The organism is Hydrogenophaga laconesensis, from assembly GCF_031457235.1.
GTDB classification, from domain to species: domain Bacteria; phylum Pseudomonadota; class Gammaproteobacteria; order Burkholderiales; family Burkholderiaceae_C; genus Hydrogenophaga; species Hydrogenophaga laconesensis.
Genome location: NZ_JAVDWE010000006.1, coordinates 290,003 through 305,376, shown reverse-complemented (window position 1 = coordinate 305,376; position 15,374 = coordinate 290,003). Strand labels below are relative to the sequence as shown.

At 61.9% G+C, this 15,374-nt stretch carries 21 protein-coding genes and 1 pseudogene; 10 read left to right on the top strand and 12 right to left on the bottom strand.

The window, feature by feature from the left end; genetic code table 11:
* Positions 1-146 precede the first annotated feature (146 nt).
* Positions 147-356 (top strand): annotated as a pseudogene (locus J2X09_RS13305) (hypothetical protein); the annotation flags it as partial.
* Positions 357-561: 205 nt separating this feature from the next.
* Here the strand turns inward: J2X09_RS13305 and J2X09_RS13300 are convergent.
* Entirely contained in the window at positions 562-999 is a 438-nt protein-coding gene (locus J2X09_RS13300; RefSeq protein ID WP_204733628.1) for a CBS domain-containing protein, read from the bottom strand.
* A 196-nt stretch (positions 1,000-1,195) separates the two neighbouring features.
* On the opposite strand from J2X09_RS13300, the gene J2X09_RS27095 reads away from it, so the two are divergent.
* On the top strand, positions 1,196-1,474 hold the full coding sequence (locus tag J2X09_RS27095; RefSeq protein ID WP_374726503.1) for a hypothetical protein: 279 nt from the start codon (positions 1,196-1,198) through the stop codon (positions 1,472-1,474).
* An 89-nt stretch (positions 1,475-1,563) separates the two neighbouring features.
* Positions 1,564-1,815 (top strand): hypothetical protein, encoded by a 252-nt coding sequence (locus J2X09_RS27090; protein WP_374726502.1) that lies wholly within the window; start codon positions 1,564-1,566, stop codon positions 1,813-1,815.
* A 6-nt stretch (positions 1,816-1,821) separates the two neighbouring features.
* Here the strand turns inward: J2X09_RS27090 and J2X09_RS13290 are convergent, their stop codons facing one another.
* The 3 genes from J2X09_RS13290 to J2X09_RS13280 form a co-directional block, all read right to left on the bottom strand.
* Positions 1,822-2,172 carry a hypothetical protein gene (locus tag J2X09_RS13290; RefSeq protein WP_310308484.1) on the bottom strand — a complete coding sequence of 117 codons (351 nt, stop codon included), beginning with the start codon at positions 2,170-2,172 and terminating at the stop codon, positions 1,822-1,824.
* A gap of 44 nt (positions 2,173-2,216) precedes the next feature.
* Positions 2,217-3,197 (bottom strand): flotillin-like protein FloA, encoded by a 981-nt coding sequence (floA, locus tag J2X09_RS13285; protein ID WP_289509295.1) that lies wholly within the window; start codon positions 3,195-3,197, stop codon positions 2,217-2,219.
* 301 nt (positions 3,198-3,498) lie between these two features.
* Positions 3,499-3,894: an HPF/RaiA family ribosome-associated protein gene (locus tag J2X09_RS13280; RefSeq protein ID WP_204733630.1), complete on the bottom strand. Its 396-nt coding sequence runs from the start codon at positions 3,892-3,894 to the stop codon at positions 3,499-3,501.
* Positions 3,895-4,007: 113 nt separating this feature from the next.
* Between J2X09_RS13280 and nhaR the strand changes: the two genes are divergently transcribed.
* Positions 4,008-4,943, top strand: coding sequence for a transcriptional activator NhaR (nhaR, locus tag J2X09_RS13275; RefSeq protein WP_204733631.1), 936 nt, complete (start codon positions 4,008-4,010; stop codon positions 4,941-4,943).
* A 137-nt stretch (positions 4,944-5,080) separates the two neighbouring features.
* Here nhaR and J2X09_RS13270 read toward each other — a convergent pair whose 3' ends face one another.
* Both J2X09_RS13270 and J2X09_RS13265 read right to left on the bottom strand, forming a co-directional pair.
* Complete coding sequence (locus J2X09_RS13270) at positions 5,081-5,236, bottom strand: hypothetical protein (protein WP_171019937.1); 156 nt, start codon at positions 5,234-5,236, stop codon at positions 5,081-5,083.
* The gene (locus tag J2X09_RS13265) at positions 5,229-5,618 is read right to left on the bottom strand and encodes a TerB family tellurite resistance protein (protein ID WP_204733632.1); all 390 of its coding nucleotides are present in this window, start codon (positions 5,616-5,618) and stop codon (positions 5,229-5,231) included. Before J2X09_RS13265 ends, J2X09_RS13270 begins: the two co-directional genes overlap by 8 nt.
* Positions 5,619-5,816: 198 nt before the next feature.
* On the opposite strand from J2X09_RS13265, the gene J2X09_RS13260 reads away from it, so the two are divergent.
* Positions 5,817-6,101: a hypothetical protein gene (locus J2X09_RS13260; protein WP_204733633.1), complete on the top strand. Its 285-nt coding sequence runs from the start codon at positions 5,817-5,819 to the stop codon at positions 6,099-6,101.
* Between the two features lie 342 nt (positions 6,102-6,443).
* On the opposite strand, the gene J2X09_RS13255 is transcribed toward J2X09_RS13260, so the two are convergent.
* On the bottom strand, positions 6,444-6,737 hold the full coding sequence (locus J2X09_RS13255; protein ID WP_310308495.1) for a putative Na+/H+ antiporter: 294 nt from the start codon (positions 6,735-6,737) through the stop codon (positions 6,444-6,446).
* A complete protein-coding gene (locus J2X09_RS13250) occupies positions 6,718-6,948 on the bottom strand; it encodes a hypothetical protein (RefSeq protein ID WP_204733932.1) in 231 nt (76 codons plus the stop codon). The genes J2X09_RS13255 and J2X09_RS13250 overlap by 20 nt, the downstream gene beginning before the upstream one ends.
* Positions 6,949-7,163: 215 nt before the next feature.
* Between J2X09_RS13250 and J2X09_RS13245 the strand changes: the two genes are divergently transcribed.
* The 3 genes from J2X09_RS13245 to greB all read left to right on the top strand — a co-directional run bounded on the left by J2X09_RS13245 (position 7,164) and on the right by greB (position 9,233).
* Positions 7,164-7,610 carry a universal stress protein gene (locus J2X09_RS13245; protein WP_204733635.1) on the top strand — a complete coding sequence of 149 codons (447 nt, stop codon included), beginning with the start codon at positions 7,164-7,166 and terminating at the stop codon, positions 7,608-7,610.
* A 116-nt stretch (positions 7,611-7,726) separates the two neighbouring features.
* The gene (locus J2X09_RS13240) at positions 7,727-8,227 is read left to right on the top strand and encodes a hypothetical protein (RefSeq protein WP_204733636.1); all 501 of its coding nucleotides are present in this window, start codon (positions 7,727-7,729) and stop codon (positions 8,225-8,227) included.
* Positions 8,228-8,669: 442 nt separating this feature from the next.
* On the top strand, positions 8,670-9,233 hold the full coding sequence (gene greB, locus J2X09_RS13235; RefSeq protein WP_204733637.1) for a transcription elongation factor GreB: 564 nt from the start codon (positions 8,670-8,672) through the stop codon (positions 9,231-9,233).
* Position 9,234: 1 nt separating this feature from the next.
* On the opposite strand, the gene J2X09_RS13230 is transcribed toward greB, so the two are convergent.
* From J2X09_RS13230 to J2X09_RS13215, 4 genes are all read right to left on the bottom strand, one after another.
* On the bottom strand, positions 9,235-11,484 hold the full coding sequence (locus tag J2X09_RS13230; protein ID WP_204733638.1) for a RelA/SpoT family protein: 2,250 nt from the start codon (positions 11,482-11,484) through the stop codon (positions 9,235-9,237).
* A gap of 136 nt (positions 11,485-11,620) precedes the next feature.
* Positions 11,621-11,824 carry a DNA-directed RNA polymerase subunit omega gene (gene rpoZ, locus J2X09_RS13225; protein ID WP_066268010.1) on the bottom strand — a complete coding sequence of 68 codons (204 nt, stop codon included), beginning with the start codon at positions 11,822-11,824 and terminating at the stop codon, positions 11,621-11,623.
* A gap of 21 nt (positions 11,825-11,845) precedes the next feature.
* Positions 11,846-12,466 (bottom strand): guanylate kinase, encoded by a 621-nt coding sequence (gene gmk, locus J2X09_RS13220; RefSeq protein WP_204733639.1) that lies wholly within the window; start codon positions 12,464-12,466, stop codon positions 11,846-11,848.
* A 2-nt stretch (positions 12,467-12,468) separates the two neighbouring features.
* Entirely contained in the window at positions 12,469-13,398 is a 930-nt protein-coding gene (locus J2X09_RS13215; protein ID WP_204733640.1) for a YicC/YloC family endoribonuclease, read from the bottom strand.
* A 60-nt stretch (positions 13,399-13,458) separates the two neighbouring features.
* On the opposite strand from J2X09_RS13215, the gene J2X09_RS13210 reads away from it, so the two are divergent.
* The gene (locus J2X09_RS13210; RefSeq protein WP_066268004.1) at positions 13,459-14,466 is read left to right on the top strand and encodes a serine/threonine protein kinase; all 1,008 of its coding nucleotides are present in this window, start codon (positions 13,459-13,461) and stop codon (positions 14,464-14,466) included.
* The gene (locus J2X09_RS13205) at positions 14,463-15,362 is read left to right on the top strand and encodes a PP2C family protein-serine/threonine phosphatase (RefSeq protein WP_204733641.1); all 900 of its coding nucleotides are present in this window, start codon (positions 14,463-14,465) and stop codon (positions 15,360-15,362) included. The genes J2X09_RS13210 and J2X09_RS13205 overlap by 4 nt, the downstream gene beginning before the upstream one ends.
* The last annotated feature ends 12 nt before the right edge of the window (positions 15,363-15,374 follow it).

Sequence of the window (15,374 nt, the reverse complement as noted above, 5' to 3'; positions counted from 1 at the left end):
CTGCGTCAACAGGCCGGATATAAGAATGCAGCCCGCCAATACGGCCAACACACAAAGCGCTTGCAACTTGGGAGGCGTCCATATAGGAGCAGATCGCGTATGCGCTGCGACTGGCTGAGTCGGGCACACCGGTTGTCGACGTTTGTCGCCAGCTCGGCCTCGCCGATGCCGGCGCGGCAGCCGTCACCGGAGCGGAGGTCGAGGCCTGCGACGACGCCAGTCTGCGCGAACTGGCCGTACGTGTGACGGCCTTCGCACGCGCCAATCCAGAGCACATGCTGCGCTTGGTGCGCGCGCTGCAAGCCGAGGGGCAGATCGTCGCGATGACCGGCGACGGCGTCAACGAAGCGAGAGCTGGGCGATGCGGTTCTCGATGGAAGAATGGCATATGAAGGAGTGCATTTGACGAACCTGCTCACGATCACGGTCGATCATCGCTTTGCGCTTAACAATTCCACCTTGGTGAGAGCGCTTTCTAAAACATCAATCTCCAGCGCCAGCTGGCCGATCCTGACGTGCATTGGGGCAAGATCGACCGGCGCAACGACAGGGGACAGTCGGTCACCCGCTGCCGCCGATGTATTTCTGCATGGCCTCTGCTTCTGACAAAACCTCCTCCAGACGCAGCTGAAGCAGGTCATGGACGGTCACCATCCCGACCAGCGTACCGTTGGTCAGCACCGGTACGTGGTGCACATGCCTGGACATCATGAGCGCCATGATGCCCACCGCTCGATCTTGTGGAGCGCAGGTCAAAACCTTTGCGGTCATCAGATCCCGTGCGGACTTACTCAGCAGATCGGGGCCGATGCTTTTCAATCCCCGTACGATGTCGCGCACGGTAATAATGCCTTCTATGGTTCTGCCGTCGCTGCTCACCACCAGGGCGCCCCCGTCTTCGAGCCCGGGGGACTGCAATGCCGCAGCGATCGTGGTGTCAGGTGTGATGGTCGAAGCGGTGCGCTTCGGCTGCCTGTCGAGAATGCGCTGAACAGTCATGTCGAACTCCTTGTGGTGGATGGGCGGTGCCAGCACAGCCGGCGGGTAGGGTGGCTGTGAAGGTCGAACAGATTATTTCTCTTCACCTGAGTTGAGTTTGAGTGAGTGGGAATCACTAAACCCCTGAACCTTCAATGAACTCAACCAAATGAACATCTATAAGAATGCCCGACTTACGCTGGCGCGTTGAATCTAAATGGTTCGAGACATCACCATGAGTGTGCCCACGGCGCATAAGCGTCTGGGCTGCTGCCTGGCCCTGGGCCAAGAAGGCCTGGTTGACGCGTCCCCGTGCCGGCCTCACTTACCCCGCGCCATCGAACCCGCCAAGGGCCTGACCCTGGTGGAGCTGCGCCGCAAGTGGCTCATCCCAGGCGAGAAGACGCCCAACGCGGTGCAGGTCCTGAGCAACGGGCACGCCTACTGCGCCAATCTGGGGGTGCGCAGGCAGCGCCTGCTCACCACAACGGAGTAGCTTTCTGTTTACGAGACTTTGCGTTGGGCTTCAAAGAGCGGGGCATTCGCCACCGGTTCACTCAACCCTACCGACCGCAGACCATCGGCATGGTCGAGTATTTCATCCAGTCGGCCCTGCGCGAGTGGACCTATTGCTTCACGTACCAGAACTCCAGCGAGAGAACAGCTGCGCTCGACGACTGGAATCGCCTTTACAACTGGCATCAGCTCATCAAGGTATCGGTGGCGTCGCTCCCATGTCCCGGCTCTCTCGCTCAAGAAGACCTCTTGACTCTTCACAGCTGGCGGGGCCAATGGGCTAAGAAGGCAGTCCCCGGCCACGGAGCAATCCGGTCTTGAGCGAGACTACCGATCGTCGGGCCGCTCGAGAGCTCGGCACGGCCCCAGCACCGTCATGCTGAAGACCGCGCGCTGCAAGTCTTGCCGGTTACCGAGCAGCAAGGTGGCGCGGCCTGCGGTCGACGGCGTCTCCGTGGCGGCGGGTGCCCCGAGCCACGCGGCGCGCCCGGGCAGGGCCGGCAAAGCTGCAGGGGTGAACTGCGCGCTCCTTGGGCTGTCCGCCAGCGGCGCTTCTTGCTCGGCGGTTTCCGGCGGTTCCGGCGGGAGTGGTGCTTGCCGGGGTTCTGCATCGGGCGTCGGCAACAGACCAAAGCGCTTCATCACGTACTGAAAAAGCAGGATGGCAGCAAAGACCAACCCATAGATTAGTTCCGCAGGTATGTCCATCGCTGTCGCGCTCGTCACTTTCTGGCGCTGGCCGCCGGATCGCCGCCGTTGCCGGCGATCTCGTGGCGCATCACCGTATCGGCCTGCAGGTTCTTCATGCGGTAGTAGTCCATGATGCCCAGATTGCCCTGGCGAAAGGCTTCGGCCATCGCACGCGGCACCTCGGCTTCGGCCTCCACCACGCGCGCGCGCATCTCCTGCTCCAGCGCGACGGCCATGGCCCGGCGCTCTTCGGCCTTGGCCTGCGCGATCTGCTTGTCGGCGTTGGCCTGGTCGATCTGCAGCTTGGCGCCGATGTTCTCGCCCACGGTCACGTCGGCGACGTCGATCGACAGGATTTCGTAGGCCGTGCCCGCGTCCAAGCCCTTGCTCAGGACATGCTTGGAGATGTGATCTGGACTCTCGAGCACGCTCTTGTGGCTGGCAGACGATCCGATGGTGCTGACCATGCCTTCACCAACCCGCGCGATGATTGTCTCTTCGCCGGCGCCGCCCACCAGGCGGTCGATGTTTGTGCGCACCGTGACCAGGCACACCGCGATCAGCTGGATGCCGTCTTTGGCCACAGCCGCGATCTTGGGCGTCTGGATCACCTTGGGCAGAACCGACATTTGCACCGCTTCGAGCACGTTGCGCCCAGCCAGATCGATGGCCGCGGCGCGCTTGAAGGGCAAGGGAATGGCGGCCTTGTCGGCCGAGATCATGGCGTTGACCACCCTGACGACGTTGCCGCCCGCGAGAAAGTGGGCTTCCAGGTCGTTGATGGAGATGTCCAGGCCGGCCTTCACCGCGCTGATCCGCGCCGTGACGACAGTGCCGGGTGGAACGCGGCGCAGGCGCATTGCGATGAGCGTAAACATTCCCACGTAGGCGCCTGAAGCCCATGCGGCAATCCACAGCGGTATCGGCACCAGATACAGCAGCAGAGCCAGCCCCGCCGCCACTGCGATGAGCAAGCCGAAGCCGCCCATCAAGCCCGTCATGACTTCGTTCATTCGTCAGCCCTGTTTGTTGATATGCAATACATACCGCGTGCCGAGTCGGCTGTCGCCGCGGCTCGTCTCCACGTTGATCGGGTCACCCTCGATGAGGCGTACCACAGACCGAAAAGGCCGAGCAGCGTGATGAAGATCCCGGGATGCGACAGCTGTGACGCGAGGCTTGCCGCGGTGCCCGCAGCGATGAAGGACAGCGTCACGAACAGTGGCCAGACGGTGTTGAGTTGTGCGCCCTCGATGTATACCGCTCTGCTCGCTGCAGACTGAGCGACGGCCTGCGGGAATGTCTGTTTCGATCTCACGTATTTTCTCCTTTGAATTGAGTCGGGTAGGTTGCACCGTCGGACGAATGCTGCAGCTGTGTCACTTTGTTGGGCGCAGTGCGCCGGCCCATTCGCGACTGATCCAGATGCTTGACCACCGCACGGCCCGCTCGATCTGTCGCCCGTTCAATCACGTCGTACAGATCGGTACCGATGTCCCTGACGTAGGCGACATGTGCATCGACCAGGTAAACCTGGATCTGGCAAAACTTATCGACGCCACCGCGCGGGCCGTTCTCGTCACCAAATCGCACGGCAACGCGCTTCACCCGGTCACTGTGGCGGGTCAACGCGAACCGCAGGCGGCGATCGGCGTGATCGATCAACGCGGGCGTGGCCGGAACCCCCATACTTTGAACACTGACTCTCATGCGCACCTTTATGGTTGATTGCCGCAGCGACCTGGTTAATCTAGTGGCTGCGGTCACATGTGTAAACTCGAAAGATGTAGACTAAAGGTTCGAAAAAAGAGGATGGTAGGACCGTGAACTACAAACACCTCCACTACTTCATGCAGGTGGCAAAGTCAGGCAGTGTGACGCGCGCAAGCGAGCAACTGCACCTGACGCCGCAGACCATCAGCGGGCAGATCCAGCTGCTCGAAGAGGCCATGGGCAGCGCGCTGTTTGCAAAGAGCGGGCGCAGTTTAGTGCTCACCGATGCGGGCCGCCTTGTGCTGGGCTATGCCGAAGAGATTTTCTCGATGGGGGCCGAACTCAGCGAGGCGGTGCGCGAGCACAAGGCAAAGGGGCGTCTGCTGGAGTTCAAGGTCGGGGTGGTCGACGCGGTGCCCAAAGCCATTGCGTACCGGCTGCTGGAGCCGGCGACCAAGTTGCCGGAGCGGGTGCGCATCGTGTGCCGTGAAGGCAAACTCGAAGGTCTGCTGGCCGCGCTGGCCATGCACCGGCTCGATCTCGTGGTTTCCGACACTCCGATGCCTACATCGATCAGCGTCAAGGCCTTCAATCATCAGCTCGGCGTGTCGGGGGTCAGCTTTTTCGCGGCGCCTGCGTTGGTCGAGACATTCGAAGGACCTTTCCCGCGCTGTCTCGACGGTGCCCGAATGCTCATGCCGGGCGACGACTCGGCGGTTGGGCGGCGACTGCGTGCGTGGTTTCAGGAGCGCTCGTTGCAGCCGCTGGTCGTCGGCGAGTTCGACGACAGCGCGCTGGCCAAAGAGTTCGGTCGACGCGGCGCGGGAGTTTTCGTTGCTCCCACGGTGCTGGCGAAGGAAATCGAGAGGCAGTTCGGTGTCAAGGACGTGGGCGCTGCAGCCGAAGTCTTGGCCGAGTTCTTCGCTATCTCTGTCGAGCGGCGCGTCACGCATCCTTGTGTCGTCGCGATCACTCAGGCAGCGCGAAACGAGTTGTTTGCGCCGCCCGCCAACGCGAGGCGCACGCGCCGACTGGCATCGCATTGACATGCCGCATGACGCGAGTCAGGCCTTCGCTCTCCTGAGCGATGCCGGCCGTCCCGTTAATGGTCTGCAGACTCCCGGGGTGACTTTGCTGCGCCGGTCCTAGTCGTTTGGCTGGGTGACGTTCGAGGTCGTGACAATCAAGCCAGCCACATTGCCGCACCCGCCAGCGTGCCAGCCGCACCGAATGCCGCCAGCAATTTGGCGTCACGCTGGTTGTCATTGGCATATTCGCGCCAGGCACCCAGCAAGACGACGCCCCCGAGTAGCGCGACCAGGAATGCGAAATCAGACACGTTCGACGCCCCATAAGGAGGGCTGCGTCCGCAGCATCTCGCGATATAGGACCCATTGATCAACCGCCTTGACCGCCGCGACGCACAGGCGCAGCATCTTGTGGCGCAATTCCGGATCATCGATTTCGGCAATCAGCTCGCAGAGCATTCGAGGATCCACTTCGCACGAGTCCGCGCGCCTCAAATGCGCCGCCGAGAGAAGATCCTCGCAGGCGGTATGCATGGCTATCTGCAACTCTTCGGACTGAACCCCGAGTTGTTCATGGGTGCCGAGCCTGTCGAGGACGTCGAACTCCGTCTTGCTCAGGCTGCCGTCGGCCAGCAAGGCCAACGTGATGATGCGGGCAGCTGACTGCGGGTTTTTGTTCGGATAGGAACGCATGATCTGTACTCTTTGCAAACAAGTTGACCGGATTGGCCGAAGATGGCGTTTTCACACCAGTCGTAACGAGGCACTGACAGGCACTTGCAAGCCTCTGTCCGCTTGCGTCATCTTTTTTAGGCTTTTTTTCACCTTGTTCAGCGATCCAAACCGATCGCGCGCTGGCCGGAACGCTCGTGGCCACGCGTGCGCCGCCAAATGCGCACCAACGCCCGGGCGGCGCGCGCGAGCGCGCCTTCGAGAGCAGAACGCCAATCGCGCGCCATCGATGTGATCACCACGGTGCCGGAGCTGTCGGTTTTCAGTTCCAATTGGCAACGTTTGTCCACGCCACTGCGGACCGTTGACGTCCGACTGTTGCACCATGGCGTGCGGTACGAGCCAGGCGAGACGGCGCATCACGAAGCGCACGCGACGCACCGCGAGGTCGCGCAACTGCGCATCTTCCGGATCGCGGGACTGAAAGAGCACATGCATGACTGATCTCCATCGATTGAAAGTTGGCCCAACGATAGGGCGTCGCGGACCTTCGAAAAATCAGGAAGTTGCATAGCGAAAGGTCCCATAAATCTGCCTAAATGCCCAACCTGCACCTGTGGGCCTATGGGCCTATGGGCCTATGGGCCTGTGGGCCTGTGGGCCTGTGGTCCTGTGGGTAGCTCTCCGACTGCCGCTTTGCGGCCTTGATCACGGGCAGCCGTCAACGATCGAACGGTGCGCCGGCCTGACCTGCACGAACAGCCGGTTTCGGGGCCCGTCGCCTTTACGCCAGCGGAACGGGGGCCTGCCATGTTGAAGATCTTGGTTCAATGCTGCGGGTGGCCATCATTGACCGTTTGCCGTGTTCGTGGGCACGACGCCCATCCGACCATCGCCTGCGACCGCGTAGCGTCCGGCTGCACCGTTTAGGCCGTGGCCGTTCAATCGCGGCCATGGTGGGTGATAGCGCGGTGGAGAACATCCCATACGGGCTGATGACGCCCTGGTCGGAGTTCCCGCGCGGGATTGCTCCCCCGGGTTGGGCGCGTTGGCGATGACAGTAAGGCCCCCGCTGGTCAGCGCGCCTGTGACGAGCGGACACTTGAATCGTTCGTTCGTTTTATGCACGAGCGAGCCCATGATGATCACGCCGGCCGTGATGGCCATCGGCAACAGTTAGGCGTTCATCCTGCAAGACATGAAGCGCAACGAGGATGGCTTGGAAACCAACCACATCAAGGCCACGCAAGAGATTGATAGTCGACTTCGCGTTCAGCAACTGCTGTAAAACGGGCGTGCCCGATGTGGTGATCGGCAAGAATACGGTCTTGTGGCGGAAGGCGGTGGACAATCGCTGCGTGTTGCATGACAGCCTCCAGGCTGACATGGCGCGGCCAGGAGAAGGCGCGCGTCCATGTCACCGAGCGAGGCATCACGCGAATCACGCCCTCGATGCTGGGACAGACCTTGCGAGTGGTGGGCGCAGCGGACCTGAGGGTGAATCCCGGTGGGGGGGCGAACCCAACCGTTCGGCCACATTTGCAGAAATCAACTAGGAGTTGAGTCATGAAGATCCTCGTGCCCGTCGATGGTTCCGAACGGGCGTTGGACGCCGTGCGCCATGCCTTGCGACTGAAGCGTGAAGGCCTCAATGCGACCTTCGTCCTGGCCACCGTTCAGGAACCGACCTATCTGTACGAATTGATGCTCGCTCCCGACGCCGACGTGCTGGAACGGGTCAGCGGCGCGGTGGGCTCGCGTGCGCTGGAGGGCGCCGAAGCGCTCTTCAACGCGGCTGACGTGAGCTTCGAGCGTGAGATCGGATCAGGCGACCCTGCGCAAACGCTGGTCGAGTTGGCCGAGCGCCTTGCTTGTGACGCCATCATTCTGGGTTCCAGAGGCCTGGGCACCCTGCGCGGTACGTTGTTCGGCTCGGTGTCGCAGGCTGTGCTTCACGCCGCCAAGGTTCCGGTAACGATCATTAGGCACACCGAATCGGATGCTGCCAACTGATAGGGTGCTGCCGCGAGTGGAGCATGGAATGAAGAAAAATCATCCACCCACCCACCCATCCACCCATCCACCAGATCGAACTGCGCGTAGTCGAACTGCCCGAGTTGTTCAACTCGATGGATCCGACGCCGTTTCATCACCGCGACCTCGATCTCGACACCGATGCGAAGAAGTTCCTGGAAAGCTGGGCTTTGGAGTTCCCGCAGGTCCGCCACTTTCGCATCATCGTCCGCATCGAAAAGATGCCACTGGAGGATCCTGCTCCACTGGTTGCCGAGGCGATCTGCAACCACTTCGAAGAATACAAGTCGGTGCTGGCCAAACGGACGTTGCGCCTGCTTCTGCTGGAAGTGCGCACCAGCCTGCTGATCGGCATCGGCATTGGCTTCCTGGCGCTTTGCCCGATTGCCGCCGATCTCCTGTCCAGCTTTGCCAACAACACCTTCCTCAAGTTGCTGAAGGAGAGCCTGCTCATCGGCGGCTGGGTCGCCATGTGGAGCACGCTCCAGATCTTCCTTACGTGTGGTGGCCCATCGTTCGAAAGATCAGGATCTACCGCAACCTGGGAGCCGCAAGCGTCCACATCGCCGCCGCCTTTAATGTTGGATCTGAGCTAGCAACGAATAGAGAGGTCGATCAGGCTTTTTCGAGCCTCCTGCTCCGTGCTGTAAATTAACCACGATAAGATATAGTTATAAACACCTATTTCCCCGACAGCTTAGAAGGAGCGAGCGCATTTTTGTCGCTTCACAACACTCACCGGGCGACTGCTCACGCTACAGAAAACGTCTGCGCCCCGTTCGCGGAAAATGGTCGATGTGTCTTCGCACGCAATTTCTCTGCGGGACTTTTGCGGGACTGGGCTCTGAAATACATGTCTAAACAGAGTAGTTTTGGTACACTGAGCTGTCACGGAGTCTATATAAATCAACAACTTAAAGATGATCTGGTAGCTACGAACCAAGGGGTCGTGGGTTCGAATCCTGCCAGCCGCACCATACGAAAGCCTGCAGCCAAAAGCTGCGGGCTTTTTCTTTTTGCGCGAGGATGTCGCCCATCATGAGCAAAGCCTTCACCCGCGAAACCGACGGCGACGATGACGACGACGTGCCTGCCATGGCGCCCGTGCCCGGTGGAAAGAACTACATCACCCGCGCCGGTTATGACCGACTGCGCGCCGAGCTGTTCACCTTGATGGATGAGGAGCGTCCCAAGATCGTCGAGATCGTGCATTGGGCGGCCAGTAACGGCGATCGTTCGGAAAACGGGGACTACCTCTACGGCAAGAAGCGGCTGCGCGAGATCGACCGCCGTATCCGCTTCCTGACTCGACGGTTGGAAATTGCGGAGGTCGTGGATCCCGCTTTGCATTTCGGAGGCGACCAGGTGTTTTTTGGTGCCACGGTGACGTACGCGGACGATGCGGGGAGGGAAACGTCGGTGACCATCCGCGGTGTGGACGAAGCCGACAGCGCCCAGGGTCAGATCAGCTGGATATCTCCCGTGGCGCGTGCGCTGCTCAAAGCGCGCGTCGGCGACGTGGTGCGGCTGGTCGTGCCGGGTGGTGTGCAGGAGCTCGAAGTGCTGGGCGTGCAGTATCCGCCACCCGATTCGCCTGCCTGAATCAGGGCTTGTAGCGCTGCGCCTTGAGGACCGAGGTGGTCCGTTTCAGGCTGCGCAGCACATCGGCAAGATGCTGGCGGTCACGCACCGCGACCGAGAAGCGGATGTCCGTGGCAGTCTGCGCTGGCTCATCGCCCATGTCCACATGGGTGATGTCGGCTTCGGCCGCGGCAATGCTGGAAGCCACCCGTGCCAGCACACCCTTGCCGTTGGTGACGGTCACGATGACCGTGGTGTCGAACGAACGCACCGGTTCGTCGGCCCATTCGACTTCCAGGAACCGCTCGCCATCGCGCAAGCGCAGGCGCTTGCCGGTGGGGCAATCTTCCGCGTGCACCACGAGGCCTTCGCCGCGACCCAGATACCCCACGATGCGGTCACCAGGGATAGGGCGACAGCACGGCGCGTATTGCACCGAGACGCCTTCGCTGCCATCAAGTGTGACGACGCCTTGCGACACCGACTCGTCCTCACCGCTCGCATAGCGCTCGGTGCTGATCAGCAGCGCGTCGGGCTTCAAACCGGTTTCCGCCAGCAGCACAGCGAGCTTCTTGCCCACCATGTTGGCAATGCGCTTGCCCATGCCGATGTCCGACAGCAGTTCCGCACGCGACTTGTTGCCCGTGAAGCGCAGGAGCTTTTCCCAGGTCGCCTGATAGGGCCCTTCTTCCGGTGGCAAGGTGGCGATGCCTTCCGAGCGCAGGGCCTGGCCCAGCATGCGTTCACCCAGATCGTGCGACTTCTCCTGCGCGACCGTCTTGAGATGGTGGCGGATTTTGGACCGCGCGCGACCTGTCTTGACAAAGGACAGCCAGGCGGGATTGGGTTCGGCCTTGTCCGCCGTCACGATCTCCACCACGTCGCCGTTGGTGAGTTCTGTGCGCAAGGGGCGCTGTTCGCCGTTGATGCGCGCGGACACCGTGTGATTGCCCACGTCGCTGTGGATGGCGTAGGCGAAATCCATCACTGTGGCGCCGCGCGGCAGCGCCATGATCTTGCTCTTGGGTGTGAACACGTACACCGCGTCGGGGAAGAGGTCGATCTTGATGTGATCCCAGAACTCGGCCGCATCGCGCGTTTCCTGCTGAATGTCCAGCAGGGATTGCAGCCACTGCGTGCCCAGCCGCTGCGAGGTGTCGCTGTTGGGTTCGCTGGCCTTGTACAGCCAGTGGGCCGCCACTCCGGATTCGGCCACCACGTCCATGGCGTGTGTGCGCAACTGGAACTCGATGTTGGTGCCGAAGGGGCCGATCAGCGTCGTGTGCAGGGACTGGTAGCCATTGATCTTGGGGATGGCCACGTAGTCGCGGAATTTCCCGGGCAGCGGCTTGTAAAGCTGGTGCAGCACGCCCAGGCCGGTGTAGCAGTCGGTCAGCTCGGGCACGATGATGCGAAAGCCGTAGATGTCTGTGACCTGCGAGAAAGACAGGTGCTTGCTGTCCATCTTGCGGTACACCGAGTACAGGGTTTTCTCCCGGCCCATGATGCGCACGCTCATGCCGTGCCGCACGAAGTCGGCTTCCACCTCCCGCTGGACGCGTGTGATGAGGTCCCGACGACGGTTGCGAGACTTGTTCAGGGCCTTGGCGAGCACCTCATAGCGCCAGGGATGCAGGAAACGAAAAGCCAGGTCCTGCAGTTCGCGGTAGGTGAAGTTCAGCCCCAGCCGATGGGCGATAGGGGCATAGATTTCCAGGGTCTCGCTGCTGATGCGCTGCCATTTCGAGCGGGGCATATCGCCCATGGTGCGCATGTTGTGGGTGCGATCGGCGAGCTTGATCAGGATCACCCGCACATCCTTCGCCATGGCCAGCAGCATTTTGCGGAAAGATTCGGCCTGGTTTTGCTCGCGTGTGTCGAACTCCAGCTTTTCCAGTTTGGTGAGGCCATCGACCAGTTCGGCCACCGGGGCACCGAAGCGCTCCACGAGATCCTCTTTGGTGACGCCGCAGTCCTCGATGGCGTCGTGCATCAATGCCGCCATCAGCGCCTGCGCGTCGAGCTTCCACTCGGCGCACTGGGCGGCCACTGCAATGGGATGCGTGATGTACGGATCGCCGTTCTTGCGCAATTGCCCCAGGTGGGCCTCGTCGGCAAAGCGGTACGCCTGCCTGATGCTTTCGATGTCCGTCGGCGCAAGGTAGTCCAGCTTGCCCAACAGTGCGGCAAAGCTGGCCGCAGCGGCGCTTGCGGCCGGGTGCGCCTGCGCGGCTGAGGGCTGGAAGGTGCCGTTGTCGGCCTCGGTAATCATGCTCGTACTTTAGCGTGAGACGATGGACCTCGCTGAGTCCATGCACAGAGACTGCGCGCCGGGCATGAATTCCCCACTGCAGGGGCGAAAAAAAACACCGCACGGAGCGGTGTTTTCTGCCGAGAACTGGAAGACCTCAGAGTGGCACTTTCTTGAGCATTTCAAGACCGACCTTGCCATCGGCAATCTCGCGCAGGGCGGTTACGCCAGGCTTGTTCTTGCTCTCGATCTTGGGGGCGTGGCCCTGGCTCAGCATGCGGGCCCGGTACGTGGCGGCCAGCACGAGCTGAAAGCGGTTGGGAATCTTTTCCAGACAGTCTTCGACGGTAATGCGTGCCATGAACGGGCTCCGGGAGATGGTTCAGAGAATGTTGAGCGCCTGGAAGGTATCGCCTCGGGCGATGCGCTGAGCGGAGAATTTGAGCCGCTGGGCGTGGACGATGGCCTTGAGGTCAAACAGGGCCCGCTCGAATAACTCGTTGATTATAACGAAGTCGAATTCCTTGGCATGGGCCATTTCGGTGGCGGCATTCTGCAGGCGCAGTTCGATCACTTCAGCAGTGTCTTCGGCCCGCCGCTCCAGCCGCGAGCGCAATTCCTCCCAGCTGGGGGGCAGGATGAAGATCAGCACGGCGTTGGGAAAGATGCGCTTGACCTGGATGGCGCCCTGGAAGTCGATCTCCAGCACCACATCCGCCCCCTGGTTGATGCGCTGCTCGATGGCCATCTTGGAGGTGCCGTAACGGTTGCCGTGCACAAGTGCCCACTCCAGGAAGGCACCCTGGATCACCATCTGGTCAAAGGTTTCCTTGCTGACAAAGTAGTACTCCCGGCCATGCAATTCCTGCCCTCTGGGCGCGCGCGTGGTGTGCGACACCGACGGGACGACACGGGAGTCGAGCTCCATCAACGCCTTGACCAGGCTGGATTTGCCCGCCCCGCTGGGGGCTGCGACGACAAAAAGATTTCCGGGGTATTCCATGTCTATTCGATGTTCTGGACCTGTTCACGCATCTGTTCGATGAGCACCTTCATGTCCACCGAAATGCGGGTGAGCTCGAGGTTGGAGGACTTCGAGCCCAGGGTATTGGCTTCGCGGTGCAGTTCCTGGATGAGGAAGTCCAGCCGTTTGCCGACTTCCGCCCCCTTTTTCAGCAGCCGCTCGATCTCGGTGAGGTGGGAGTCGAGGCGGGTGAGCTCTTCGGCCACATCGATGCGGATGGCGAAGGCGGTGGCTTCGGTGAGCGCGCGGTCCTGAGCCATGTCCGGGGTGACCGCCCCTCCCTGGGCCGATGCGGTGGCGCCCAGGGCTTCGTTCCAGCGGTCGAGAAAGCGCTGGCGCTGTTGTTCCACCAACTGGGGAATGAGCGGCTGGGCGTCTTTCGCGAGCTGGCGCAGTAGGCCCAGCCGGTCGAGCAGCATGGTCGCGAGGCGTTTGCCCTCGCGTTCCCGTGCGCTGACGAGGGCGTCAAGTGCGGTCTGGGCCAAGGGCAGCAGCGCTTCACTCAGTTCGCCCGGGTTGCCCTGTTGCCGCGCGGTGAGCTGCAGCACCTCGGCGACGGACAAAGGTGCCGCTGTGGGCAACCAGGCCCGCACGTTGTCCTGCAGGCCCAGGAGTTTCTGCAGGTCGAGCGGGCTGGGGGGGCGAGGAACGGTGTCGGTCCGACCCTCGATCCAGGCGCGAACTTCCACCTTGCCGCGCTTGAGGCGGCTGCCCAGCAGATCGCGCAAGGCGGGTTCGGTGGACCGGAGGTCGTCCGGGAGCTTGAAAGCGAGGTCGAGAAACCGGCTGTTGACGGACCGGATTTCCAGGCCCACACCGGCGCGGGATTCTCGGCTGGAATCGGCGCTGGCCGGGGCCTCTGACCCGCTGGAGTGGGCTGAGGCGTAGCCGGTCATGCTGTAAACTGGCATTGAACTTTGCCCATCTGGGTGATTGGTCCAAAACGAGGCGTTCCGGAATCCAGCCGAATTATGTCAAAGGTCAAACCTGCACCGTTGCCCCCGGACACCGTGATCGGCGGATACCGCATTGTCCGCAAGCTGGCAGCAGGCGGTTTTGGTGTGGTGTACCTGGCGGTGGACACGGAGGGCCAGCAGGTCGCCGTCAAGGAGTACCTGCCCTCGTCGCTGGCTTCGCGAGGACCCGGCGAGTTGCTTCCGCAAGTGCAGCCGGAAAAGCTCTCGCTCTACCGCCTGGGTCTCAAGAGCTTCTTCGAAGAGGGCCGTGCGCTGGCCCAGATCTCCCACCAGTCGGTGGTGAGCGTGCTCAATTTCTTCCGCGAGAACGAGACGGTCTACATGGTCATGAACTTCCTGGAAGGCGCGTCCCTTCAGGAATTCATCATCACGGCACGCGAACTCAAGAAGCAGAAGGTGTTCCGCGAGTCGACCATCCGCTCCCTGTACGACGAAGTGCTGCGCGGGCTGCGGATCGTCCACCAGCACAAGATGCTGCATCTGGACATCAAGCCAGCCAACATTTTTGTGACCGATGACAACCGTTCGGTGCTGATCGACTTCGGCGCTGCGCGCGAGGTGCTTAGCAAGGAAGGCAACTTCATCCGGCCGATGTACACCCCCGGCTTTGCCGCACCGGAGATGTACCGCCGCGACTCGTCCATGGGCCCCTGGACCGACATCTACGCCATCGGTGCATGCATCTACGCCAGCATGCAGGGGTATCCGCCCAACGACGCACCCCAGCGCCTGGAAAAGGACCGCCTCTCGCTGGCGCTGTCGCGCCTGCGTGGCGTCTACTCCGACAACCTCATCGAGGTGGTGGAGTGGTGCATGTCGCTCGACCCGCTGTCGCGCCCGCAGTCGGTGTTCGCGCTGCAGAAGGAGTTGAGCCGCGAAACCGAGCGCAGCTACACCAAGCTCACTGTGGCCGAGAAGATGCGGCTGCAGTTCGACAACATCGTGTCGGACAACAAGAAGTCCCTGCGCAAGTCCACCAACGCCGCGACCAAATTTCGATGAAGTTCTCGGTCTACCAGATCAGTCGCCAAGGCGGCCGGGAGCGCAACGAGGACCGAATGGGCTACGCCTACACCCGGGAATCGGGCCTGTTCGTGCTGGCCGACGGGATGGGTGGGCACCCCGAGGGGGCGATGGCGGCGCAGCTTGCGCTCCAGACCTTCTCGGCCTACTTCCAGAAGGCGGCCAATCCCACTGTGCGTGAAGTGCCGGAGTTTCTCTCCAGCGCGCTGATGGCAGCACACCACCAGATCATCCGCTATGCCGCTGAGAAGGGCATGCTCGACACGCCCCGCACCACGCTGGTGGCGGCGGTGATGGAGCGCAACCACGTCCACTGGGTGCACTGCGGCGATTCGCGCCTGTACGTTGTGCGCCACGGTGAAATGCTCACGCGCACGCGCGACCACTCCTACATGGAGCAGCAGCAGCACCTTGGCCGCGCCACCGACCACATCAACCGCAACATCCTCTTCACCTGCCTGGGCTCACCCGCCAAGCCGGTGTTCGATCTTTCCGGCCCGGTCCACCTGATGCAGGGCGACCGTGTGCTGCTCTGCTCGGACGGCCTGTGGGGCACCGTCAGCGATGAGGAAATCACGTCCGAGCTGTCCAAGCGCCCACTGGAGCAGGCGGTTCCCGAACTGGTCGAAATGGCGCTCAAGCGGGGGGGGCCGCGCTGCGACAACGTGACCGTGCTGGCGATGGAATGGGAGACCGCGGACGAATTCCAGTCCACCCGCGTCTCGACCGAAGACATCGACGACGGTGTGTTCGCTTCCACCATCCAGTCGGGCATTCCCGATCCATCCATCGAAGACATGGACGACGCGGCGATCGAACGGTCGATTGCCGAGATCAATGCCGCGATCCGCCGCACGGCCGAACGCAATTCCTGAACTCCCGAGGTT